Below are 22,562 nucleotides of genomic sequence, written 5' to 3'. Positions count from 1 at the left end.
AGCGACCGCGATCGTGCAGGCCATCCTCGTTCTGCACCACGTCGAAGCCAACCGCTACGCAGGATGAAAAAGGCTCATTGTGGAAGGAGACCGGCGAGGGTCGCTGCGCCAGTGGATCGCCGACGAGGGCGCCGCGTTTTCCAATGATGGCCGGCAACGATGCGCGATGCTCGACGCAGACCTCGAGTACAGAGAGCCTCGACATGAGACTCAGCTGCACGGCGAACGGCTCATCGCGTGGATCACCGGGGCTGAGCAGGCCACGCTGCGCGACATCAGCCGTTCCACGCACGTAGAGGTGCTCCGATGAAGTGGTTGCCGAGGATGCGGCGAGCCGCCTCCTCTCCACGCGTGGAGGTGCTTCGATGACCCGCGGGATCTGTCGGCCGGCGGCGAGCTCGACAATCCGGTCCAGCATGTGCGACCCGACGATCCTTCTCCGACCAGCTGCGCCGCTCCACCTCGCCGGCCACTCGTGCCTGAAGAGAGAAGAAGCGGGCGTGCGGCGTCGAAATGATCATGCCGAGGACGAGTTCCGACGCGTGCGGGCTGATTACCGATTCCACGACGAGCGACTGCCGGTCGCTGTCCTCCCGCGGGAGGCGACGACCCACGATCCACCCGGTGCCACACCAGCCAGTTCTATTGTGGACTCATTGCCCGAGACCGCCAATGTCTGCGCGACTAATTGGGTTTACGGCATAACGAGGAGGAAATCCTCCTAGGATGCTTTAGGGCTGGTGGGCCTCCACACTGTGCCGCTCGGAAGCTCATACACTCGGCTGCCGCTCCCAGCTGGTAGAGCGTCGTCGACGTATTCGCTGCATCGAATAACGTCGTTATGCAAGCCGCCAGCTCTGCACCTGCGCACCTGCACGGTGCGCAGACAGCGGTCACGACGGTCACGTCGAAAGTCGACGCTTTCAGCTCCCCATGATGTGGGGGAGCCTTCGACATTGACGGCTGCGATGGCAAATCATCGAGGGCCGCGACCATGGCCCGACGGACGCGCCAGCGCCCGTCGGGGGACCTTCCGTTTGGCTCTCCGCTGCTGCGCGCAGTATCGCTGCAGCCAACCACGCGTAGCAACCCGCCCTTGCGGGTCAACTGGAGACAACCGTAGCCAACTTGTCTAGCGCAGATATGTCAGGTGTCCTTAACGAGAAGCGACAAGCGGACGGTAGGCAGGACCGCTGGTTACGGGCGATTAGAACGCAGTGCGGGGGTCGCACCTATGCAGCAACATCCAAAGGCTGGAACACCGCCCGAAAGTCAACTCTCATCACCGGCCGCACCAACAGTCGCACCCACGCCGATGCCCGCTGCCGTCCACCGCGACGACTTCCGCCGAGCTGACTACGCGGTCACCATCGTCGACGACCATGGCCGTGTAGCGGCAGCAGCTCTCTTCCAGAAGATGGACTGGACGCCCGGCGACCTCATTGCCTTCACCGTTAACACCGAAACGGTGGTGACCGCCGTCCGCGCCACCTCACACCCTGTCGGCACCACGCTCAGCCGCGTCCTACGCCGGCGCGGCCACCTCCACATACCCGCCAACATTCGCCACCGAGCAGGAATCACCGCTGGCGACCGGCTGCTGCTGACCGCTGATGACAACGGCCTCCTCCGGATCTTCCCCGCCCAACTCCTCGCCCACATGCTGCACCCCTACCTCACCCCACAGCAGCCGTGAGCCACTCTGACGACGGCAGCCCTTCCGAGAGCCACGCCGACCCGAACGAAGCCAACATAGCCCTGGTCAACTCCCTGATGGCCAAGCTCAACGTCACCCCGGACCAGCTGACCCGCGGCGGCATCATCCTCAACCAGCAGGTCCCCACATTCGCCGAATACATCCCACAGGTCAGGACCGCCGTCACCGCCGGAACCCTGCGCGCCTACAACACCTACTGGCAGCGCATCCTCGCCCAATGGGGCGACCGGCGGCTCAACGAACCCACTCCCACTGACATCAAAGAATTCGCCCAGCGAGCCCGGGAACAGGCAGTCAAACGGCGCAACTCCCGCGGCGGCGGCTCCGCCGCCGAACACCTCATCGCCGCACTGCGCTGCGTCTACCACCACGCGATCAATGACCGGCTCATAGGCGCCAACGACAACCCCGCCGCCCGGGTCCGCAAACCCCGCCGGCAACCAAGCCTGCGCGAAGCCTTACCCGAACGGGCCGTCGCTGACATCGTCAGAGTCACCGCTGAAACCGGCAACGACCCTGCACTCGACCTGCTCATCCTGCGACTGCACCTCGAAACCGCCTGCCGACAAGGCGGTGCGCTGCACGCCCGCCGCCATGACCTCGACACCGAGCAATGCCTGCTCCGGCTCCACGAAAAAGGACAGACCCAGCGCTGGCAGCCGATCTCCCCAACGCTCACCACGGGCCTCATCGCCCACTTCAACCAGCGCGCTGACGGCGACCCCGCCAGCCAGCTACTGCGCTACCGCAACGGCAGACCCGTCGGCAAACGCCGCTACGACAACCTCTGGAAGCGGATCCGCAGCCAACTGCCATGGGCCGACGTGCACCTGATCAGCGCCCATTGGCTGCGCCACACCACCCTCACCTGGGGTCGAACGGCACTTCGGCCAGGCGATTGCCCAGCGCTACGCCGGCCACACCGACTCCAGCCGCTACGCGACCATCAGCATCTACACCAAAGCCACCCAGAGCGAAGTCGCACAAGCACTGTCCGCGCTCACCGGCGAAGCGCACCCACTGGCCACGGCAGAACCGACGACAGCGATGCTGACCGCCCGGTTCTGAACACGCCGGAGTCAAGGCAGAACACGCAGGGATCAACGCAGCAGTCGAGCTAGAACCCTGACCCTCATGATCGTGAAGCCACCAGCAACCGCCGGTGAGCGGGATCACAGCCACATCAGACTTGCAGGTCATGAGCCTGATTGTTGATCAAAGTAAGCAGTGCGAAGGACTCGCCTGCTTACGGAGCTGTCGGCCTGACGAGGCGATCGAAGCCTCCGGCTATCATGTCCCACATTGACACGCATGTGGGGCATGACTGCGACGTTTCTGTGTCCGAGGCCCAACACGCGGGATAGTCACACGGTGATCGCGGCTGCCGAGCTTGCATGCAAATGGTAGTCCCGACGGAGCTAGAGCACTTCGACGGCAGTCACGCTGAGTGCGCGGTCAGAGTGTCAGCGCTACCATTAAGTTCATTGATGCCGCTTCCGATAGTCAGATCAGCGAGGCGCTCGAAAATTACGCCACTCGGCTTAGGGTAAAGTGAGCATTGCGGATTTATCTAAATTTCTGTTTCCGGTTGGAGCCGCTCTCGCTATATTGTCGCCATCGTCGGATCAGATGATTCGTCAGCTGAGAAAGTGCCTAGACTAAGTCCGAGTGATCAGAGATTCTAGTGACCTTGCGCGCCCACTCTGGCAATGGCAATACTCCGACATTCTCGAGGTCGGCCGACAATACCAGTGGAGATGTGATGACTTGTGACAGAAGGTTTGCCTGTCTCGCTTCCAGTTTGATGCAGAGTGCAATCAGGTTTAGTAGATCAAGCATTTCCCCTGCGACAACGTCGTTCCACTCTAGCAGGGATGTGTCGTTCAAAGGAGTGGCCCACTTGTACGCTGATTGTGCTTTCCTGTAGTCAAACCATCTTTCAACTACTCGTCGCGTGCCGATGCGGTAGTTCCAAACTTCCTCAGAGACCGGGCGGATCAAACCATTACCGACTCTGAGGGTCTCGGATTGAGGATCGAACGACATCTCTTCGGGAATTGCGTTCAATTTTCCTACAATCTCAGTGATAACTTTCGGAGCCACTTGATCTGGTAATGAAGGTGGGATACCAGGTTGCTTCCCGGCTTCATAGAAAAATCGTTCGCCGTAGGTGTGTAGCCATATGACCTCGCGCCCCATTTCGACTGCTCGCAGCCACAATTCTCGAGTTCGCGTTATGGGAAGTCTCATGCCTCCTCCTCGCGATGACTTCCGAATTTCTCGGACGAATCCGCGGTGAGCTACCACCGCCGCTATATAGGCGAAGATATCGCGCGGTTCAATATCGACTTGTAACAAGTCATTGAGGTAGGCGACTAAATTGGGAGCCACGTTTGGTTGTGTTGATTTGGCGTCACGGAACAGAGGCATTACTCTTCCCGCATGCGAACCCATGAGGCTATCGACGTCCGGTACATCTGCACTGAACACCACGCCTGGACCTTCGGTATAAGGATAGGTATGTTGCTCGAACATGAACACTTGATCGTCGCTCTTAATATGCCATAGGTCGGGGCTTGGTCGGTGATGAAGACGGCCATCTGGGATAGTCCATTGCCGATCAAAAGCTCTAAACGCGACGCGAACCGGTTCGGGGCATGGTCCGTTCTCGTCCTGTATCGACTTTCTGGCTTTCTCATAGCCTGGCAATGCTACCGGACGTGAGGCAATCTTTAGTTTGTCCGTCTCCTTGAACAGGCCGGCTTTGTCCTCCGTAGGCGCGTTGATCAGGCGTAGCCATCGCCGATGGAGGACCTCCGGTGTAGGGGCATAGAGCCACGTACGATTCGGCTTCACACCGGGTCTCTGGATAGGGAGTACATCGGTCAACTCGGGTAACGGCGACCACAGGTCATCCGGCGCGGGCGTCAGCGGTGCCGCCCACCCTGACTGACACTTCTCCCACCGTGTGTCGGTTAGTGAGATTCCTGCTAGGCTTTCAAGCTTTTCTCTGCGTGTTCCTCGTACGCTTGTGTGCCATATCGTCGCTGGTGTCTTGTCATCCGGTTGCCCACTTCGCATGAAGATCGCGACGCAAACCCGATTGCCATTCTTGGGAAAAATTCTCATGTTCGACGCCGGTCGAAATAGCTCCGGGCTAAGATCGATGATCCATCCCTCGCTTGCCGTCTTGCGCAAGTATTCGCGCATTCCAGCATAGCCATCTGCCGTGACGAAACTTGCGTTGCTCACGAATGCGACGATCCCGTATGGGTGTCCCGGATGCGCATCAAACACCTTCCATGTGGCCCAACGCCAGAAGTACGCCGATGTATTCGCCAGGACGCTCTCGCGCTTCCCTTGCCCTGGAGATCTGAAGGCGTCCAAGTTTGGCCGGCCAACGCGATCTGAGCCGCGTGCTTCTATCCATGGTGCAGAGCCACGTACATTCCTTAAATAGGGTGGATTGGATATCACAACCATAACTGGAACGTCGCGCTTGACTCGGTTGGCGCCCTTCCTTGCAGCGCTTATCTCGTCGTATACATAACCAAATTCAAGCTCCTGTACATCGGGATTGTCCAAAGCGTCCGTTAGAAATCGGAATTCCTCGCGCGGTGGCTCCGCGCCATAGCCGATTTTCAGAAGACTATGCAGTCGGAGTTGAGAAATAGCATAAGGAGCCACCTGCTTCTCGAATCCGATCAGCCGTCGCGACAGTGATCGCAAGCGGGGTGCGATCTGACCAAGGCCCTCTGTGACTTGAACCGTTCGAGCCGCCTGCTCGACGATCTGCGCCAGGAATGACCCAGTCCCCATAGCGGGATCTACGACAATCACATCATCTGCGGCATATCCGCGGATTCGCTTGAGTCTCTCGCGCAGTATACTGTCAACAAACTTCACCACAAACGTTACGAGAGCATCCGGCGTGTAGTAAGAGCCAGTGCGTTTTCGCTGTTCGGCGTCATACTCCTGGAGGAAATGCTCGAACAGGTTGAGGTACGTGCGCCGATCGAACTGTCCCCAGTCTACGACGCCAATCACCCGTAGCATGGTTTCAATGACAATGCTGTCTCGCTCTACCGTGTCGTTAACTAGTACCGCTAAAGCGCGGCCCATCAGCGAATGGCTCTTGCCAAGGATATGCGCGATCTCGCCGACGGAGCGTCCTTGGAAATCGATGCTCTCCGCGCGGGCAAGTAGTAGCGCGAAGGTAACCGTTTGAGCGTAGTCATTCGCGAATTCATCATTTGATTCATTGGGGAAGAGGAGGTTTCGCCATTCGAATGCGAGGCGTGTGAAATGGGATGGCCTTACTGATCCCTCCTGTTCGCCTTTGATTATATCGGCTACTTCATCGCGTAATAGCCGACATAGTGCTGCAACTGCAATAGTTAGCTGACGAATCGTTCTGGGGCGTTGAGGTTTCCACCTTAAGAACTCCTGCAACAGTCTCTCAAGCTCGCCGTCAACGGGCCTAAGTCGTGACCCCGCGTGCTCGACGCCAGGAGTTAGGTGTGCAATTCTCCCCACGAGCCGGCCGCTCCGGTAGAGCGCCCATTGCTGGCCGTCGGTATAGAGCACATTCGGCAACAGCTGAAGGCCTTGCCACTGCCTACCGCTTTGTCCCTTAGGTGGACGGGTAGTGGGTACGCCTTTTCCGGGTCTTTTGAGTTCCACGTAACCGATCGGCGCTCCGGCGACATAGATTTCATAGTCAGGCTTGATTCCTAGTTCTCGCAATAGGGTTTCCCCACTTGCGACTACATCAAGGCCGAGATTCCGGCCATAGTCTTCGATCAAACGTTCGAAGGGTGCACGCAAGCGTTCCTCTGGCTCACCTGCCTGCGTGGCGGCCTTAGCTTGAATGGCCGAGCCGAAAACTCTCACGAGCTCGGTCAAGTCGGGCCGGTTGCCGCGCATGGTTGTCCGCGCAGGTTCGTTGGGCTCGCGCAACGCCACTCCTCTCGTTACCGTGAGTGCACGTTTGACTACCAACTATATTTGATCGACATAGAGGGGTCTAGATGCTCGTGGATCCTCCGAGATGTTGCGGCACGACGACGGCATTGCGCACTTGGGCGGCGCTGCACGGCTTCGGAGGAGTGCGTCTGTAAGGTTCACTGGTCGCCGCGAGCGCATAAACCTCACATTCCGCCGCCCGGGAGCTAGCTTCGTCGGCCTCAGCAGCCATTCCTGGCGGGGACGTCAAGACATGACGGGACGTCCTGGTGACGGCGGTTTTATAACCAGCGCGACGGGGCGAGTCTGTTTGTAGCTGGTTTCTAGATCGCGGAAGCATTGGGATACCGGCTGTTCGAGGCCCCGGTCGTGCGCGTTGTCAGAGCCGTGTGCGGCCGGGCTGCCTACAGTTGGGTCAGCTGTGGATCTCCTGGCTTGCCGACCAGACTTGCTCGAACGAGTCCATGTAGGTGCTGGCCATCCCGTCGCCAGCTCGCCAGCGTAGGTAGAGCACTGGAGCATGAGCTCCGGGCCGCCCGAAGACGTGGGTGTTGACCAGGAGTTGGCCGTCGGCTTGGTAGATCGAGTTGTAGAGGGTTGTGTCGTGGAGCCGTAGGAGGGCGCCGGCTTCGATGGCGGGGCGGAAGCCGACCAGGGCTGTTTGGATGCGGGCGCTCATGCCGTTGCCGATGCCCTCGTCTGTGCCGCGTTCTGCAATATGGGCGCCGTCCGGGTTGCCGAGTGCGATGCGTACCTGGACACCGGCTGTGGCTTTCTTTCGCAGGGTGGTTGTCGCGGTGATGTCTTCGGCGAGGAAGAGGGCGCTGTAGGCCAGGATGCTGATCTGGGTCGTGGCTTGGGCGAATAGGCGCGACCAGGCGTCGGCGGGGACGGCGGCGCGGTGGGGGTAGATAATCCGGACCTCGTCGGCTTGGGTGGCGGGCTCGATGGGGCGTGGGAGTTCTGGCCAGAGGTTGTGTGTTGTCCAACCAGTCAACTCGGCTAAGGCGTCGCGGTGGCGGGGGTAGGGCATGCGGCCGGTCATCCAGCGTTGGACGGTCTTTGGGTCGACGCTTAGCTGGGACGCGATGTCGATGGTGGTGAGGCCGGCGCTGCGTAGGGCGCGGGCTAGTGGATGGTTCACGCAACGACTCCGATCGCTGGCGAGAGGCCCATCTTAGCCAAGACGTCCCTAGACGTCCCGTCGTGCGGTTCACAGTCCGTCACTCGGGGTTGAGACTTGGCTGTAGCTGATCAGATGCAGTGACGGGAGGGCGGCGGCGATGGGGACTGACGGGCGCGCCGGTCAGGAGGTTGCGCAGGAGTCTGCGGATCGTCTTGCGTTGGCGCTTGAAGACGCCGGCTTTGACGTTGGGCAGGACTTTCCGGCATTGCATGACGCGATTGGCCGACAGGGTGACGCTGTCGTGCGCGTCGGTGACGTTCGGCCGGCTGTCGCTGATCGGCTCTCGGCTGCGCTTAACCGGCAGTCCGGCGTGTACCGACCTCAGCTTTAGGGAGGATGACGAGAGGTAGCAACATCCACGCCGTCTAAAGGGACGTTCGTTAATCTGCCCATGTGGATCAGATCGAACGAGCCCGTGACCTCGCGCGCCTGGTGCTGGCCGATTCGATCCCGCGGCGTTGGGTGCATAGCCAGGGTGTGGGGCGTAAGGCTGAATCGGTGGCTCACCTGCTCGGGGAGCAGTCGTCAGCGCTGGTGGCTGCGGCGTGGCTGCACGATGTCGGGTACGCCCCTGACCTGGTCGTGACCGGGATGCATCAGCTCGATGGCGCCCGGTATCTGCGGGACGTGGCCAAGGTCGACGATTTGATCTGCCGACTGGTTGCCCATCACTCGTGCGCCTTCATCGAGGGCCGCAACCGCGGACTGTCTGACGAGCTCGCGAGCGAGTTTCCGCCGGTCGACGAGCTGCTGTCGGACGCGATCACCTATGCCGACATGACGACGAGCCCGGACGGTGAGCCGGTCGAGATCGAGTGGCGCCTCGCGGAGATCCTGTCGCGGTATGGCGATGGGCATCTTGTTGCGGAGTCGATCCGTGAGGCGAGCCCGTTGATCACCGGCTCGGTTAGACGGATCTCTGCGCTGCTGGCCGACGCCTAGGTTTCTTCGGCGCGAGCCAGGGAGCCCTGCTCGTCGCGGCTCCAGCGGCGGCCGGCACTGTCGAGGAACTCGATCTCTACGGGTTCGGGTTCGACGTAGGTCCGTAGCCAGTCGGCAGGGGCAGGTTTCTGGATGGTCTGGCCGGGTGGGACGAGGCCGACGAATTCGGAGCCCGCTTCCTCGTCGCCGCGGGTAGGGAGCGGTAGCTCTACCTCGTAGATGGGCATATCGCTGGCGTTGTGGATGTGGAACGCGAGCTCACGGCTGCCGTCGACCTTGCGGGTCAGCTCGACCCACGCGCTGATCCGTTCCGCCTGGGCACGTTGCTCGTCTTCGGCGCGGCTGGCCTCGCGACCGTGCTCACGGCGCAGGAGGACGAAGCCGACGATGAAGGCGCCGACCGTTCCGACTGCCGCGAAGACATCCGCTCCGGCGCCAACCCAGTCGCTATCCAAGGTGAATGCTCTGTGGGGCGGTGAGGTACTGGTCGATGCGCATGCGCATGGAGCGATCCATCGGCAGTGAGGCGATCTCGGTGGGGGCGACCCAGTGCACCTCGGTCGACTCCGAGCTGGGCGTGGGTGTCCCGCCGACGGGGCGGGCGGTGAAGACGACTGAGAACTCTTGGCGGGCTTCGTTGTTGCTGGTGTAGAGGATGACGTGGCGGGGGTCGGTGTAGATACCGACCAGGCCGGTGACCTCGACGTCGATGCCGGTTTCCTCGGCGGTTTCGCGGACCGCGCAGTCAGGCAACGATTCGCCGAGGTCCATGGCGCCGCCGGGCAAGGCCCAGTTGTCGTTGTCGGAGCGGCGGATCAGCAGGATTTCGCCATTGGCGTTGACCACGACGGCGTTGGCGGAGGGCACGACGCTGTTGGCCTTGGGCGCCTCGGGGTCGTTGTAGTAGTCGATGCGTCGTCCCACGGGCGCCTCATTCCATCGGTGTTGCTTCGTCCCACACCCGCTCGAAGCTGTCCTGGTAAGTGGTGACCATGCCGCCGCCGGCCACCCGGCGTAGGTGCAGGACCGGAGCTTGGTAGGCGCCGAAGCTGTAGATGTGAGTGTTGACCATGAGCTGGTCGTCGGCGCGGTAGATCGAGTTGTAGAGGACGGTCCGGTGCGTGCGGAACTCGATGCCGTCGATGTTGCGCAGCGGGCGGTACAAGACCATCGCGTTCTTGATCTTCGCTGGTTGGCTGTCGTAGACGCCTTCGTCGGCCCCGCGTTGAGCGACGTTCTCGCTGTCCGGGTCGCCGAGTAGGATGCGAATCCGTGCGCCGGCATCGGCCTTCTGCCGGAAGATGCGGTGGATGCCGGCGTCCTCGGCGACGAACAGGCCGCTGTAGACGAGCACGCCGATCTCTTCCTCAGCATTGTCGAAGAAGTTGCGCCACAGCTCCGAGGGCACGGTCCAGCGGTGCGGGTAGATGTTGATGATCTCGCTCTCGCTGGCACTGGCGACCTGGTCGGGACTCAACGCGTCGGGCCAGAGGTACGCCTCGTCGACATTGAGCTTCACCGCGACCGCGTACCGGTGCCGCCGGTACGGCGTCCGGCCGCTGATCCAGCGCTCGACGCTCTTGGGATCCACGTGCAGCGCTTCCGCCATGCTGGCCGGGGTGAAGCCGCGTTCCAACATCGCAGTACGTAGTCGCTCGTTCGGCATCGTCTTCCCGTCAGGACGTCCCGGCAGCCCGACCACCCTAAGCGAGACGTCTCGGACACGTCCAGCCACGACCTGATCACGTCCCGGCGCCTGATCGCACTCTCAATGGCATCGATGCAGAGCAACGCATCGGCCAACCGAGAGGAGATCAGACCTTGGACATCCAGCACTTCACCAACGAACCCCACCCTTGCCCGTGCGGCGCGCAGCTCGCAGCAGGACGCGCGAAGCTCTGCCGCAAGTGCATCGCCCGACAGCGGTGGATCCGCCGGCACCAGCCGCGCGGCAGCCACACGGGCGCTGACCGAGGAATCCGCACCCGCCGACGTAACCGCCGTGGCGGTGACGCATGACGATCGCCGTCTCCGCCGTCATCCTGCTCGGCGTCTTCGTCTACCTGCTATGGCGCTACGCCCGGCTGCCACTGTGGCAGGCCGCAATCTGCGCGGCCTTCGGCTACTTCCTCGCCTCCTCGTCCATCGGCCCCGAGATCGGTGACGCGCTCCGCGCCCTGGCCCGCTTCATCGCCGGCCTAGAACTGTGAGAGCGCGCGACTGGTGGGTGATCGTCGGTATGACCGTCGCGGCGGTCTCGGCCGCGGTGGCGAGCTTCTCCGGCCTGCGCGGTCTCGCGATCGTCGCGGGCTGGCCGGCACGGCTCGCTTGGCTGCTGCCGGTCACCATCGACGCCTACGCGATGACCTCGGCCCGGGTCTGGCTCGCCGGAGCGCTGGCCAGCAGCCGAGCGCAGCGTTTCGCCCGAGCCAACGCGATCGGCGCCATCGACACCAGCATCGTAGGGAACGCCGGCTACCACCTCATCGCGACCGGTCTCGTCGACATCTCCTGGCCAATCGTCGTCCTGGTCGGCGCCGTCCCGGCCGCCGTCCTCGGCCTGACCGCACACCTGCACGCGCTCACCAGCATCGCGCCTCCGAACCTAAGCCCGACGCCGGAAGGTAAGGGACGTCCTGAAGTCCGCACCCGAGTCCGGACCCGACAAGCCAAGCGCCGCACCGACGACGCCCTACTCGACGCGGCTCGCGAAGCAGACGCCCGGCACCGAGCCACCCACGACGGGCGGCCCATCAGCCGGGACGGGCTGCGCTCGGCACTGCACATCGCCGGACCCAAAGCCACCGAACTCCGCCGACGCCTCACCGCAGAAACCACCGACCGAAAGGAGGCTGCACCCCGCCCATGACCAACCAGCCGCACACTCCGCGCCCGACCCTCGATCAGGAGGCCGTTCTCACCCATCTCCGCGCCGCCCGCCAACGACCCACACAGGTCAACCTCTGGACCGCCCTCGCCGACATCCCCGTCCTGCTCGCCGAGAACGACCGCCTCGGCCGGCTACTGAGCCGCACCCGCTGGGACTTCGCCGACCTGCTCGCCGCCGCCCAAGCCACCCTCGCCGCCGACCACGATGGCGAACCCGACCCGCTGACCTACCTGCGTGATGCTCTCGCAGAACACCAGGACTGGACACCGCCTGCCAACGGCGAACTCGCCGCATGAGGGCCTACGGACGCCGCCACAGACGATGGCTTCGCCGCAATCCGCAACCTCTGCTGTTCGTCCCCGACGAACCGCTGCTCATCGCCGGCCTCGCCGCGATCGGACATGCGCTGTTCCGCTACCGCTCGGAACTCGCACCGATCACGGCAGGAATCGTCCTCGCCGTCGCCGGTTCCGTTTCGCACGCCACCCATCCCGACGTCTGGCCGATGATCGCCATCCTCACGATCGCTGCGTCACTGGGAGCCGCACTGCGCGGCATCCCGTGGGGCATCACCCGGACCGCGGAACGTGCCTACGCTGCGATGACGACCGCCATTGCGGGAGGCTGGCTCACCGTTGCGACAGCAGCCGGAATGAGCCGGACCCCACTGCCGACGATTCTCATCGTGGCGGTGTTTCTGCTCGGTGTGCCGTGGTGGGCGCATCGGCGCCGCCGGGCCCGCGTCCGCGTTGACCGCGTCATCAACGCCTGGCCCAACCTCGCCGAAACGATCGGTCTGGCCGGATCACGCGTCATGTCCGCCGTCGTCGACACCTGGGGCTGGCAAGCCCTGATGAAACTGCGCCCCGGCCAAAGCGTTGCCGACGTCATCGCCAAAGTGCCCGCCATCGAATCCGCCCTCGGCACCCGCCCCGGAGCAGTCCGCGTCGAGTCGGACCCCTCGCACGCGGGCCGTTGCACCATGCGCGTCCTCGCCATCGACCCACACGCCGGCGCCATTCCATGGCCAGGCCCGACCGCACGATCACTAGCCGACCCGATCGAACTCGGCGTCTTTGAGGACGCAACACCCGTACGCGTCCCGCTGCTGCGACGGCACGCACTCATCGGCGGCACCACCGACTCCGGCAAGAGCGGCGTCCTGAACGTCATCCTCGGCAACCTCGCCGCCTGCGACGACGTCGTCCTCTGGGGCATCGACCTCAAAGGCGGCATGGAACTCCGACCCTGGGCGCCCTGCCTCGCCAGACTCGCCACCACCCCCGACGAAGCAACCCAACTCCTCGCCGACGCCGTCACCATCCTCGACACCCGCGCCCACGCATCCAGCCACGACAACACCCGCGTCTGGGAACCCAGCCCGAACTCTCCCGCGCTGGTGATCGTCATCGACGAGTACGCCGAACTCGCCGACACCGCACCCGCCGCGGTCCCTCACGCCGAGTCGGTCGCCCGGCGTGGCCGCGCTGTCACTGTCGACCTGCTCGCCGCCACCCAGCGCCCGACGCAGAAGGCCATGGGCGGGGGAGCGCTGCGCTCGCAGATGAGCGTCCGCGTTTGCCTGCGTGTTCGCGAACGCCGCGACGTCGACCTCATCCTTGACAAAGGCATGCTCGCCACCGGCTGGCACGCCCACACTCTCGACGCACCCGGCAAGTTCTATCTACTCGCCGACGGCCACAACCAACCACGCCGCGCCCGCGCCTACCTCGTCACCGACAAAGACGTCCACGAAACGGCCACCCGCTACGCCGACCAACGACCCGACCTCGACCCGCTCTCCCGCGCCGCACTCGATCACCAGCCGAAGGCCCTTGACCCGCCTCGCCCAGAGACGCCTGACCCGGAACGGACGCTGCTGATGGCGCTCGAACAAGCACCCGAGGATGGGCTGACGGTGCCGGAACTCATCGACCTCACCGGCATGCGACGCACCTGGATCTACGACCGGCTCCGAGCCCACGCCACCGCTGGCCGCGCCCACCAAGTCACCCGCGGGCACTGGCGCGCCTGATCCGATCGTCCGCACGGACGTCCGTCCGCTCGCACGCGTCTGCGCATGTTATCGCGCGGACGGACAACGGACGGACGTAGTCAAAGATCGGAGGAGGTTTCCAACTGGGCAGCGCCATCGTCGTTCACATTCTTGGGCCGAGATGAGGGGCGTTCCTGGTTCATTACGACGTCAATTTTCTGATTTGGCCACGACATGCCGATTCTTGTACTCGTCTTCGCCTTGCCGCGCCGGAACGGAATGGGAATCAGCAGCACCGCGACGGTTCCTAATAATACCGCAAATAGGGCAACTGCGGCGCTAGAGCCACCACTAGCGAATTCGTGAATCTGGGACAGTGCAAATACACCCTCCATGCCGTCAACCTCGGAAACCGCCTGAAGCCCTTCGTTCAGATTCGGAAGCGCAACAATGGCTGCCACAAGTAGCGCGACTGCCGCGATCCTGTTTGCGCGACGCGCCGCAGCTCGCCCATGAGCGAAAGAACTTACCTGACGCATCAAGTCCAGCCTCTCGCGAACACGGGAGTACATCTCAGGAACGCCAATCTCTTTGGAGATATGCTGCGTCATGGCGCGCGCCGTACCAAACGAAAGGTTTTGATTGTTTACTTCGTGGAGACCATATGCAAGAATCTCTTCCGCCAAGGAAGCGGACTTCCCGTTTCGGTCCTTGGAAACTGCTAGACGCTCCAGCAATCGGAGCTGACCGAATTGCAGCAATGAATAGTTAATCATCGTAGAGTCAACAAGGTTATTCACCGGGTCGACCGACTCTGAGGGCTTTCCATTAAAGTTCCACACCACTCTCGTCGCCGATCCGGCGTTAGCGAACATCGAGGCATCTTCGGAATCAACCAAATCGATTTCGAGTTCTTTGCCTACGTAATCATCACTCATTCGCTCGTACCATGGTGCTCGGCAGACGATTCCGGCAAGATCTCGGCCATGCTTTGACAGCCAGGACTTCTTAGATCCGCAGCAGTCGAGGCCTTCGATGAATACCTTCGGATAGCACATCCAATTGTAGCTAGCGCTCGGCAACTTCCCCTTGCCAATGATGGCCTCGTGATATATAGCAAAAATATCCGCGAGCGTGACGGGTTCCTCAAAGCGAGAGTCTAGCCACCTGGTGCCGGCTTTAACGTCCGCCTCCCACTCTCCGACCAAATTCTCCATCGAGGCGCCGACGGACGCAGCATACGGAGATAGGATAGCCTCCGAAATGGACGTCCGGCTGAACGTGATCCAGTCCGAACGGGTGCAACTCAGGATTTCTTTTGTTGCCGCGGGCGGCACGTGAATTACGAAAGTCAGCATCATGACGCCACTGTTATGTACGAGAACATCCGGAGTGGTCCATAGCTTCGTGCGAGGAAGGCTGCCTTTCTCACTTGAAGGTAGACTTAATTCGTAGTCGAAACCGCGCAGGCGCAAGCGAATGTAAGGATCCGAATCCAGGTATTGTGGCGAGAGAAATTCCCTGTCGACAGCATGGTAAATGGCGCTCTCGATTCGGAGGTCAGCGACAGATTCGTCAATTAAGTCAATCGCGCTACCAGCCACACATCCAGGAGATCTGAGATCCACAGGATCCAGAGAATCCTCTTCTTGTGGATCATCCCTCTCCCGCTTAACAACCAAGGGGGAAAGGGCTTTTAGTATTGTGGCCGCCAGGCGCGGGCTACGGAGGGCCTCCAGGAAAAGGTCACGCAGGCTACCCTCCGAGGCTCGCTTGAGCCGCGTGGCGTGTCGCCGGGCGCGTCGTAATTCTTTGAAACGCGGCGACACGAGCACCTCGCCGTCTGCTGATCTAACGGCGGTTTCGGCAATTCCGGCAGATAGGAGGCGACGCGCCAATTTGTAACTATCGACCCGACCTCCGGAATCAAAAACGAAAGTGAAATGCACTTCAGCACCACGGAATAAGGCCTCGTGTTGACTCTTCGAGAAGAACTTTCGCAGCACGTGTTCACTCCGACTCGATGGCAAATCCAACGAAGTACATGAACGGCATGCTGTTCCGCCTGCCGCCAGAGTCCCTGCACTCAATGTAGATCGAGGGACGGGTGACTGAGGATCATACAAGGTGCCTCATTCTTGCGCCCAGGCGCGAGTGGGAGTCGATAGCCATCAAGATCAAGCGACAGGAGAGGAGGTCCGTGAGCACTTCAATGGGGTCAGCCGAGGAAGGGAGAAGTCGCAGCATACGAACGCTCAAGACGATCGAAATCGAGAATGGGCAGCTCAAGACGTCCCTAGACGTCCCGGTGTCTGAAGCCGCCGCAGATGTGCTGTGGCGCATCATCGATCGCGCGCGGAAGACTCGCCAACCATGAGGTTTGCCTTCTACGGACGAGTGTCGACCGAGGACCAACAGGACCCGCAGGCATCCCAAGCGTGGCAGCTCTCCCGTGCCCGCAGCCTGATCGAACCGGCTGGCGGCGAGGTCGTCGCTGAGTTCTTCGACATCGGCCTCTCCCGCTCACTGCCATGGAAGCGCCGCCCCGAAGCACTGCGTCTCCTCGACGCGATCAAGAGCCCAGATCGGGACTTCGCCGCCGTAGTCATCGGCGAACCGCAACGCGCCTTTTACGGCAGCCAGTTCGGCATGACCTTCCCGGTCTTCGTCCACTACGGCGTCGGCTTGTGGGTGCCCGAGGTCGGCGGAGCGATCGATCCCGGCTCCGACGCCCACGATCTCGTCATGGCTCTCTACGGCGGCATGAGCAAAGGCGAACGCAACCGCATCAAGATCCGCGTCCGCTCCGCTATGCAGGCGCAGACCGAACTGGAAGGCCGCTACCTTGGCGGACGACCGCCCTACGGCTACCGCCTCATTGACGCCGGCCCGCATCCCAACCCTGCCAAGGCCGCCCAGGGCAAGCAACTGCACCGTCTCGACCCCGACCCGGTCACCGAACCGATCGTGAAACGCATCTTCACCGAGTACGTCGCCGGGCGCGGCATGACCTCGATCGCCCGTGGTCTCACCCAAGACGGCATCCCCTGCCCTTCCGCCTACGACCGGGCACGGAACCCGCACCGCACGACCGAGGTCTGGGAGACCACCGCGATCCGAGCGATCCTGAAGAACCCGCGCTATACCGGCCACCAGGTCTGGAACCGAGCCCGCACCGACGAAGTTCTCCTCGACGTAGACGACGTCGCCCTGGGCCACGAGAACCGCCACCGCTGGAACGACCCGAGCCAGTGGGTGTGGTCTCGCCAGCAATCACACACGCCGCTGATCAGCACCGACCTCTACGAACGTGCCCAGCACACCGTCAAGACGCGCGGCACGGGCGGCGACGCCGGCCGAGCGCCTCGCCGAACCGCCCGCCCGTACCTGTTTCGTGGCCTGATCACCTGTGGCATCTGTGGACGGCGGATGGTCGGCAACCTCAACCACGGCCGCCTCTACTACCGCTGCACAGCAAGCCGCGACTTCGTCCGCCAGCAGCAGATCAGCCATCCGCCGGTCCTCTATCTGCGGGAGGACCAGATCGCCGATCCCATCGACCGGTTCCTCCGCGACGAACTCACCGGCAACGCCCTGACCGCGAACCTGCGCCGCGTGGCCGACGCCCAGCACCGCGCCGCCCTCGCCGCAACCAGCGGCGCAGACGACACCACCGAGATCCGCCAAGCGATCACGGACGCCGATGCCAAGATCGACCGCTACCGGGCGGCTCTCGACGCTGGAGGCGACCCGACGCTCATCGCCGGCTGGATCACCGAAACCACGGCGATCAAGAGAGCCGCCCAAGCCCGGCTCGGCGTCACCGACGCGGCGCCGCAGCGGATGACCGAGGACCAACTTGACGCCATCGCCGCAGCGTTCAAGGACCTGCTCCGGCTGGTTCAAGGGGCAGACCCCCGTGACCGGGCCGAGCTTTACAGCCGGATCGGGCTCCGGATGACCTACCAACCGGGCCAGAAAACACTGAAGGCCGAGGTCGTCTCTGACGACTTCGGCCGTGTGTATAACGTGTGTCCGAGGGGGGACTTGAACCCCCACGCCCGATAAAGGGCACTAGCACCTCAAGCTAGCGCGTCTGCCATTCCGCCACCCGGACCTGCTGCTGGACAAGAACCTAACAACCCCTGCCCCCGCCCAACCGCGAGGGGGTGGGTCACCCCGCCCCCGGACCCATGCTATGCATCCGCTCCAGCCCGTCCAGGATCAGCCCCAACCCGAACGTAACCTCCGGATCCCCCGGGTGATGACCGGCCACCACATACCGAGTCATCTCCGCCATGAACGGAAAATCACCCCCCGCGAACACCGCCAGATGCGCCTCCGCCACGTCCGCATAATCAGCCTGCGCGATCGGAAAGCTCAACTTCCGCAGCGTGAACCCGTAGATGAAGCTGTCCATCGTGTTCCACGCATAATCCGCGAGCTCCCATGAGAACCCCGCCTGACGCAGCACCCCCAGCGTGAAGTCGATGTAGCGCAACATCGCCGGCCCGGTATTGGTCCGCGACATCAACAGTGCCGGCGCCCACGGATGCCGCATCAGCGCCTCGTGTGCCGCCACCCCCCGCTGACGCATAGCCGATTTCCAGTCGTCCGTAACCGAAGGCAGGGCGATCTCGGCAATCACCAGGTCGGTGATCCCGGCTAGGACAGCGTCCTTGTTCGCCACATGCCGATAGAGCGACATCGCCTCGACACCCAATTCCTGGCCGAGGCGCCGCATGGTGAGCGCGTCGGTTCCGCCTGCGTCGGCCAAGGTCAGAGCTGCTTCGAGTACGCGTTCCGCGCTCAATGGTGCTCGCATAACCGTTCCCTCCGCTTGCGCTTACGTCGTAAGCTTACACCGTAAGCAAGGGGAGGACGGTCATGAGAGCACTCATCCAACAAGGATTCGGTACGCCCGCCGTAGTCGAGCTGACGGAGGTGCCCGCACCCGAACCCGGCGCGGGAGAAGTCCTGATCCGGGTCCACGCCGCCGGGCTCAATGCCGCTGACCGGCTCATGGTGCGCGGTGAACCGTACGCAATCAGGTTTGCAGCTGGAGGTTTTCGCAAGCCGCGCCCGGGGTTTGTGGTCGGGCGTGCGATGGCGGGCCGGATCGAGAAGGTCGGGGCGGAGGTGAATGGCCTGCGGGTGGGCGCCGAGGTCCTCGCCGAATCGACGGGGGCGCTCGCCGAATTGGTGGCGGTCAAAGCCGAACTCGTGGCGGTGAAACCGGCCGGGATGTCGTTCGTCGAGGCCGCCGCGCTACCGCTCGCCGGGACCACTGCCCTGCAAACCGTCCGCGATGCCGCCGAAATCCAGCAGAACCAGCGAGTCCTGATCACCGGCGCGGCCGGCGGGGTGGGCACGTTCGCCGTGCAGATCGCGGCCGCGCGGGGCGCCAGGGTGGTCGCGGAGTGCGCGGGGCGCAATGCCGATCTGATGCGGTCGATCGGTGCGGAGGGGGTGATCGACTACCAGACCGCGACGACACCGGGGGAGGGGTACGACGCCATCGTCGACCTGGCCGGCAACCGCCCCCTCGCGGTGCTGCGCCGGGCCCTCAACCCGGGCGGCGTGCTGGCGTTGTCGGTGGGTACCGGCGGCCGCTGGCTCGGACCGGCCCGCCGCATCCTCGCTGCCGGCGCCACCCTGCGGTTCGGCGGGCGCCGGATGCGAACCGTTGTCGCCCGGCCGAACCGCGACGACCTGGCGACGCTGGCTGCAATGGTCGAAACGGCCAGGTCAGGCCGGTGATCGACCGGACCTATCCGCTCGACGAGGCGGTGGCGGCGATGAACCACATCGATCAGGGCCGGCTCAGCGGGAAGATCATCGTGGCGGTCGCAGGAAACTAGCCGGTTGGGACAAAAGGCGCAGAGGGTTCTCCGGAGGCCCGCGGCATTGCGAGAATGCCGGAATGGACGACCTGCGCACCACATCCGAGGACGAGGTCCGGACCGCTTCCCCGATCAGCCGCCGCAGCTTCTTCGGCCGGACCGTCGGCCTGGCCGGAGCAGCGGGAGTGCTACTGGCACTCACCGGCTGCCCGGGCGGCGACGGCGATGACGACGATGACGACGACGGCGGTGACGACGACGACTGAGCCGGTCGCGCTGCCACCCTCGAAGTGCCAGGCACTCCGGGGGTGGACGGCCTTCGTTAACCAGTTGCACTTTGCAGACAGTCTGCTTAGGCTGAGTCTGGTTGCGAAACATGGCCGCTGAGGGCCGCAGCCGCACACCACACCCGCACCAGAGGGAGTTCGCGGTGGCGAAGTTCGTGACGATCGGATACGGCGACCAGGCAGGCTACGACAGCACCGACGCGGACGTGCGAAACGCGGCCCACACGCACGACGCCCAGCTACGCCTGGACGGCGTGGTCATGGGCATCGCCGGCCAGGCCGTGCAGGTGCGCAACCACGACGCCGCCGAAGTGACCACCAAGGCCGGGGCGTTCATGACGTCCGAGCTGCCCATCGCCGGGTTCGCCATCATCGAGGCGGCCACCCTGGACGAGGCCATCACCATCGCGTCGCAAGCGCCCTGTGCCGTGGCGCACGGCGTGGTCGAAGTGTGGCCCCTGCACGAATGACGCCCGGCGCCCACACGCGCCCGTCATAGCCGAGCCCACCGGCCGCTGTGGCAGGATCGGCCGGTGAACTCGGCCTCGGACTTGCTGGCGGCGGCGCAGGCCGGAGACGCGGACGCGTTCGCCGCTCTCGTCGGCCCGTTCCGCGGCGAGCTGCACGCGCACTGCTACCGGATGCTCGGCTCCGTCCACGACGCTGACGACGCCGTCCAGGAAACGCTGCTCCGCGCGTGGCGGGCACTCGACCGCTACGAGGCCCGGGCGCCGATCCGGCCCTGGCTGTACCGGATCGCCACGAACCGCTGCCTGACGATGATCGAGCGCCGGGGCCGCCGGGAACTCCCCACCGACCTGCACGAGCCGGCCGCCGAGGTGACCTGGCTGGAGCCGTACGCCGATCATCGGCTCGGCCCGGAATCTCAGACGATGACCCGGGAGAGCATCGAGCTCTCCTTCATCGCCGCGCTGCAGCGGCTCTCCGGCACACAACGAGCGGTCCTCCTCCTGCGCGAGGTCCTCGGCTTCTCCGCACGGGAGGTCGCCGAACAACTCGACACCAGCGTGGCCGCCGTCAACAGCGCTATGCAACGCGCCCGCAAGGTCCTCGACCCTGCCCTGCCTGCCACGACGCAGCGGGTCACCCTGCAGCGGATGGGCGACGCGGCCGTTCGTGACCTCGCCCGGCGGTACGCGGCAGCGTGGGAAGCGGGCGACGTCGACACGATCGTGGCGATGCTCACCGACGACGCCCGGTATTCCATGCCGCCGGAACCGGCCTGGTTCGCCGGCCGCGACGCCATCCGGGAGTTCATCGTCGACGGCCCGATGACCTGCCGCTGGCGGTTCACTGTCACCACAGCGAACGGTCAACTCGCGTTCGGCACCTACCGCTGGGACGACGACCACGCCGCCTACGTGCCCGGCGGACTGGACATCCTCACCCTCACCCCGGACGGCATCTCCGAGGTCGTGTCGTTCCTCAAGGCCGACTTCGCCACCTACGGCCTTGCCACGCGCCTTTGAGAGAAGCCACGCACCTTCCAGAAAAGCATGAGGTGAACCCGGACGGCGATGAATCCGCCGCCCGCCCGGGGTTGTACCGGTGAAAGGAGGCACACATGCCTGTGCACCAACACGTGGACGACGACAAACTCATCACCACCCTGATCGAACGATGGGCCGCCGCCATCCGAGCGGGTGACCTGGAGGCCGTCACCGCGGACCACACCGACGACATCGTGATGTTCGACGTGCCACCACCTCAGGACGGAATCCGGGGCATCGAGGCGTACCGCAAGGTCTGGCCCCCGTTCTTCCGGTGGATTGCCGGTGGTGCCGTCTTCGACATGGTCAGCCTGGAGGTGACCGCCGGGGCGGATATCGCCTTCGCCCACCTGCTCCTGCGCTGCGGCACACCCGACGATCTCGCCCGCCGCCCTGACCAGCGGCTACGGATCACCATCGGGCTGCGCAAGGAGACCGGGCGCTGGCTGGTCGCCCACGAGCACCACTCGTTCCCCCTGGCGACCGAAGAGACCTGATCAGCGGGGCCGGGCAAGCCCCAGGTCATACGCGACAATCGTCGCCTGAACGCGATCCCGGACGCCAAGCTTCGGCAGCAGCGCGTTGACGTGGGCCTTCACCGTCCCGGCGGCGATACCGAGGACCTCCCCGATCTCCGCGTTGGACAACCCCGTCGCCAGCTGAACCAGGACGTCACGCTCACGCGGAGTGAGCAGCGCCAACCGCGGATCGTCCGGCCGGGCCGAGGTCACCGTCCCGGTGGCGAAGGCGTCGATCAGCTTGCGGGTGACAGCCGGGCTGAGCATCGCCTCGCCGCCGGCGACCACGCGGATGGCAGAGACCAGCTCGGCCGGGTCCGAATCCTTCAGCAGAAAGCCCGAGGCGCCCGCCCGCAACGCCTGAAACACGTAGGCGTCCTGGTGGAACGTGGTCAGCACCAGGACCCGCGGCGGATCCTGGCCGGCGGTCAGGCGGGCGGTCGCCGTCAGGCCGTCCATGCCGGGCATGCGGACATCCATCAGTACGACGTCCGGCCGCACCCGGGCGACCAGGTCGATGGCGGCCGCACCGTCGCCCGCCTCACCGACGACCTCCATGTCGGGCTGGGAGCCGACGATGGCGCACAACCCGGCCCGGATCATCAGCTGGTCGTCGACGACGATCACACGGATTCCGATGACGGCACCTCCTCTTGGGGCGAGGACGAGGGCGGGGACGAGGGCGGGGACGAGGGCGGGGACGAGGG

General features: G+C 63.9%; 20 protein-coding genes, 1 tRNA gene and 2 pseudogenes. 13 read left to right on the top strand and 10 right to left on the bottom strand.

Annotated features, from left to right (window positions below):
- On the bottom strand, positions 1 to 418 hold a 418-nt coding region (locus ACFQV6_RS43395), incomplete at its 3' end, for a hypothetical protein (protein WP_378033585.1).
- A gap of 897 nt (positions 419 to 1,315) precedes the next feature.
- Here ACFQV6_RS43395 and ACFQV6_RS43390 point away from each other — a divergent pair.
- Both ACFQV6_RS43390 and ACFQV6_RS43385 read left to right on the top strand, forming a co-directional pair.
- Positions 1,316 to 1,696, top strand: coding sequence for a hypothetical protein (locus ACFQV6_RS43390; RefSeq protein ID WP_378033584.1), 381 nt, complete (start codon positions 1,316 to 1,318; stop codon positions 1,694 to 1,696).
- Entirely contained in the window at positions 1,693 to 2,838 is a 1,146-nt protein-coding gene (locus ACFQV6_RS43385; protein WP_378033583.1) for a tyrosine-type recombinase/integrase, read from the top strand. The genes ACFQV6_RS43390 and ACFQV6_RS43385 overlap by 4 nt, the downstream gene beginning before the upstream one ends.
- A 532-nt stretch (positions 2,839 to 3,370) precedes the next feature.
- Here ACFQV6_RS43385 and ACFQV6_RS43380 read toward each other — a convergent pair.
- Both ACFQV6_RS43380 and ACFQV6_RS43375 read right to left on the bottom strand, forming a co-directional pair.
- Positions 3,371 to 6,676 carry a type ISP restriction/modification enzyme gene (locus tag ACFQV6_RS43380; protein ID WP_378033582.1) on the bottom strand — a complete coding sequence of 1,102 codons (3,306 nt, stop codon included), beginning with the start codon at positions 6,674 to 6,676 and terminating at the stop codon, positions 3,371 to 3,373.
- A gap of 421 nt (positions 6,677 to 7,097) precedes the next feature.
- The gene (locus tag ACFQV6_RS43375; protein WP_378033581.1) at positions 7,098 to 7,826 is read right to left on the bottom strand and encodes an XRE family transcriptional regulator; all 729 of its coding nucleotides are present in this window, start codon (positions 7,824 to 7,826) and stop codon (positions 7,098 to 7,100) included.
- Between the two features lie 435 nt (positions 7,827 to 8,261).
- On the opposite strand from ACFQV6_RS43375, the gene ACFQV6_RS43370 reads away from it, so the two are divergent.
- Positions 8,262 to 8,810 carry an HD domain-containing protein gene (locus ACFQV6_RS43370; protein ID WP_378033580.1) on the top strand — a complete coding sequence of 183 codons (549 nt, stop codon included), beginning with the start codon at positions 8,262 to 8,264 and terminating at the stop codon, positions 8,808 to 8,810.
- Here ACFQV6_RS43370 and ACFQV6_RS43365 read toward each other — a convergent pair.
- From ACFQV6_RS43365 to ACFQV6_RS43355, 3 genes are read right to left on the bottom strand one after another with little or no spacing between them, the layout of a single operon-like run.
- Entirely contained in the window at positions 8,807 to 9,265 is a 459-nt protein-coding gene (locus tag ACFQV6_RS43365; protein ID WP_378033579.1) for a hypothetical protein, read from the bottom strand. The genes ACFQV6_RS43370 and ACFQV6_RS43365 overlap by 4 nt on opposite strands.
- The gene (locus tag ACFQV6_RS43360) at positions 9,258 to 9,734 is read right to left on the bottom strand and encodes an NUDIX hydrolase (RefSeq protein WP_378033578.1); all 477 of its coding nucleotides are present in this window, start codon (positions 9,732 to 9,734) and stop codon (positions 9,258 to 9,260) included. The genes ACFQV6_RS43365 and ACFQV6_RS43360 overlap by 8 nt, the downstream gene beginning before the upstream one ends.
- Before the next feature lie 7 nt (positions 9,735 to 9,741).
- Positions 9,742 to 10,449: an XRE family transcriptional regulator gene (locus tag ACFQV6_RS43355; protein WP_378033577.1), complete on the bottom strand. Its 708-nt coding sequence runs from the start codon at positions 10,447 to 10,449 to the stop codon at positions 9,742 to 9,744.
- Positions 10,450 to 10,825: 376 nt separating this feature from the next.
- On the opposite strand from ACFQV6_RS43355, the gene ACFQV6_RS43350 reads away from it, so the two are divergent.
- Genes ACFQV6_RS43350 through ACFQV6_RS43335 form a run of 4 tightly spaced genes read left to right on the top strand, consistent with a single transcriptional unit; the run spans position 10,826 to position 13,735 of the window.
- Positions 10,826 to 11,020 carry a hypothetical protein gene (locus ACFQV6_RS43350; protein ID WP_378033576.1) on the top strand — a complete coding sequence of 65 codons (195 nt, stop codon included), beginning with the start codon at positions 10,826 to 10,828 and terminating at the stop codon, positions 11,018 to 11,020.
- The gene (locus ACFQV6_RS43345; RefSeq protein WP_378033575.1) at positions 11,017 to 11,679 is read left to right on the top strand and encodes a DUF2637 domain-containing protein; all 663 of its coding nucleotides are present in this window, start codon (positions 11,017 to 11,019) and stop codon (positions 11,677 to 11,679) included. Before ACFQV6_RS43350 ends, ACFQV6_RS43345 begins: the two co-directional genes overlap by 4 nt.
- Positions 11,676 to 11,996, top strand: a complete 321-nt coding sequence (locus tag ACFQV6_RS43340; protein ID WP_378033574.1) for a hypothetical protein — start codon at positions 11,676 to 11,678, stop codon at positions 11,994 to 11,996. Before ACFQV6_RS43345 ends, ACFQV6_RS43340 begins: the two co-directional genes overlap by 4 nt.
- Entirely contained in the window at positions 11,993 to 13,735 is a 1,743-nt protein-coding gene (locus ACFQV6_RS43335; protein ID WP_378033573.1) for an FtsK/SpoIIIE domain-containing protein, read from the top strand. The genes ACFQV6_RS43340 and ACFQV6_RS43335 overlap by 4 nt, the downstream gene beginning before the upstream one ends.
- A gap of 80 nt (positions 13,736 to 13,815) precedes the next feature.
- On the opposite strand, the gene ACFQV6_RS43330 is transcribed toward ACFQV6_RS43335, so the two are convergent.
- Positions 13,816 to 15,702: a hypothetical protein gene (locus ACFQV6_RS43330; RefSeq protein WP_378033572.1), complete on the bottom strand. Its 1,887-nt coding sequence runs from the start codon at positions 15,700 to 15,702 to the stop codon at positions 13,816 to 13,818.
- Between the two features lie 367 nt (positions 15,703 to 16,069).
- Between ACFQV6_RS43330 and ACFQV6_RS43325 the strand changes: the two genes are divergently transcribed.
- Entirely contained in the window at positions 16,070 to 17,764 is a 1,695-nt protein-coding gene (locus ACFQV6_RS43325) for a recombinase family protein (protein WP_378033571.1), read from the top strand.
- Here ACFQV6_RS43325 and ACFQV6_RS43320 read toward each other — a convergent pair.
- Positions 17,729 to 17,813: transfer RNA gene (locus ACFQV6_RS43320), tRNA-Leu, on the bottom strand. The two genes, ACFQV6_RS43325 and ACFQV6_RS43320, sit on opposite strands and share 36 nt — an antisense overlap.
- Before the next feature lie 57 nt (positions 17,814 to 17,870).
- Positions 17,871 to 18,521 (bottom strand): TetR/AcrR family transcriptional regulator C-terminal domain-containing protein, encoded by a 651-nt coding sequence (locus tag ACFQV6_RS43315; protein ID WP_378033570.1) that lies wholly within the window; start codon positions 18,519 to 18,521, stop codon positions 17,871 to 17,873.
- Positions 18,522 to 18,583: 62 nt separating this feature from the next.
- Between ACFQV6_RS43315 and ACFQV6_RS43310 the strand changes: the two are divergent.
- The 5 genes and pseudogenes from ACFQV6_RS43310 to ACFQV6_RS43290 form a co-directional block, all read left to right on the top strand.
- Positions 18,584 to 19,557: pseudogene (locus ACFQV6_RS43310) on the top strand (NAD(P)-dependent alcohol dehydrogenase).
- A 62-nt stretch (positions 19,558 to 19,619) separates the two neighbouring features.
- The gene (locus ACFQV6_RS43305; protein ID WP_378033569.1) at positions 19,620 to 19,805 is read left to right on the top strand and encodes a hypothetical protein; all 186 of its coding nucleotides are present in this window, start codon (positions 19,620 to 19,622) and stop codon (positions 19,803 to 19,805) included.
- A gap of 164 nt (positions 19,806 to 19,969) precedes the next feature.
- Positions 19,970 to 20,296: a YciI family protein gene (locus tag ACFQV6_RS43300; RefSeq protein WP_378033568.1), complete on the top strand. Its 327-nt coding sequence runs from the start codon at positions 19,970 to 19,972 to the stop codon at positions 20,294 to 20,296.
- Positions 20,297 to 20,341: 45 nt separating this feature from the next.
- Complete coding sequence (locus ACFQV6_RS43295) at positions 20,342 to 21,316, top strand: sigma-70 family RNA polymerase sigma factor (RefSeq protein ID WP_378033586.1); 975 nt, start codon at positions 20,342 to 20,344, stop codon at positions 21,314 to 21,316.
- A 95-nt stretch (positions 21,317 to 21,411) separates the two neighbouring features.
- A pseudogene (locus tag ACFQV6_RS43290) lies at positions 21,412 to 21,819 on the top strand (YybH family protein); the annotation flags it as partial.
- A gap of 15 nt (positions 21,820 to 21,834) precedes the next feature.
- Here ACFQV6_RS43290 and ACFQV6_RS43285 read toward each other — a convergent pair.
- Positions 21,835 to 22,562 (bottom strand): response regulator (locus ACFQV6_RS43285; protein WP_378033567.1); only part of this gene is annotated, 728 nt, incomplete at its 5' end.

Origin of the sequence: Actinoplanes sp. GCM10030250, from assembly GCF_042666575.1 — a bacterium.
GTDB lineage: Bacteria > Actinomycetota > Actinomycetes > Mycobacteriales > Micromonosporaceae > Actinoplanes.
The sequence above is the reverse complement of the archived record's forward strand: the minus strand, read 5'-3'. Positions and strand labels throughout refer to the sequence as shown.

Excerpts from the sequence above, each read along its gene's own strand:
- ACFQV6_RS43390 (WP_378033584.1), top strand. The coding sequence starts at position 1,316 with ATGCCCGCTGCCGTCCACCGCGACGACTTCCGCCGAGCTGACTACGCG.
- ACFQV6_RS43355 (WP_378033577.1), bottom strand. The coding sequence starts at position 10,449 with ATGTTGGAACGCGGCTTCACCCCGGCCAGCATGGCGGAAGCGCTGCAC.
- ACFQV6_RS43350 (WP_378033576.1), top strand. The coding sequence starts at position 10,826 with ATGACGATCGCCGTCTCCGCCGTCATCCTGCTCGGCGTCTTCGTCTAC.
- ACFQV6_RS43340 (WP_378033574.1), top strand. The coding sequence starts at position 11,676 with ATGACCAACCAGCCGCACACTCCGCGCCCGACCCTCGATCAGGAGGCC.
- ACFQV6_RS43335 (WP_378033573.1), top strand. The coding sequence starts at position 11,993 with ATGAGGGCCTACGGACGCCGCCACAGACGATGGCTTCGCCGCAATCCG.
- ACFQV6_RS43325 (WP_378033571.1), top strand. The coding sequence starts at position 16,070 with ATGAGGTTTGCCTTCTACGGACGAGTGTCGACCGAGGACCAACAGGAC.
- ACFQV6_RS43315 (WP_378033570.1), bottom strand. The coding sequence starts at position 18,521 with ATGCGAGCACCATTGAGCGCGGAACGCGTACTCGAAGCAGCTCTGACC.
- ACFQV6_RS43305 (WP_378033569.1), top strand. The coding sequence starts at position 19,620 with ATGGACGACCTGCGCACCACATCCGAGGACGAGGTCCGGACCGCTTCC.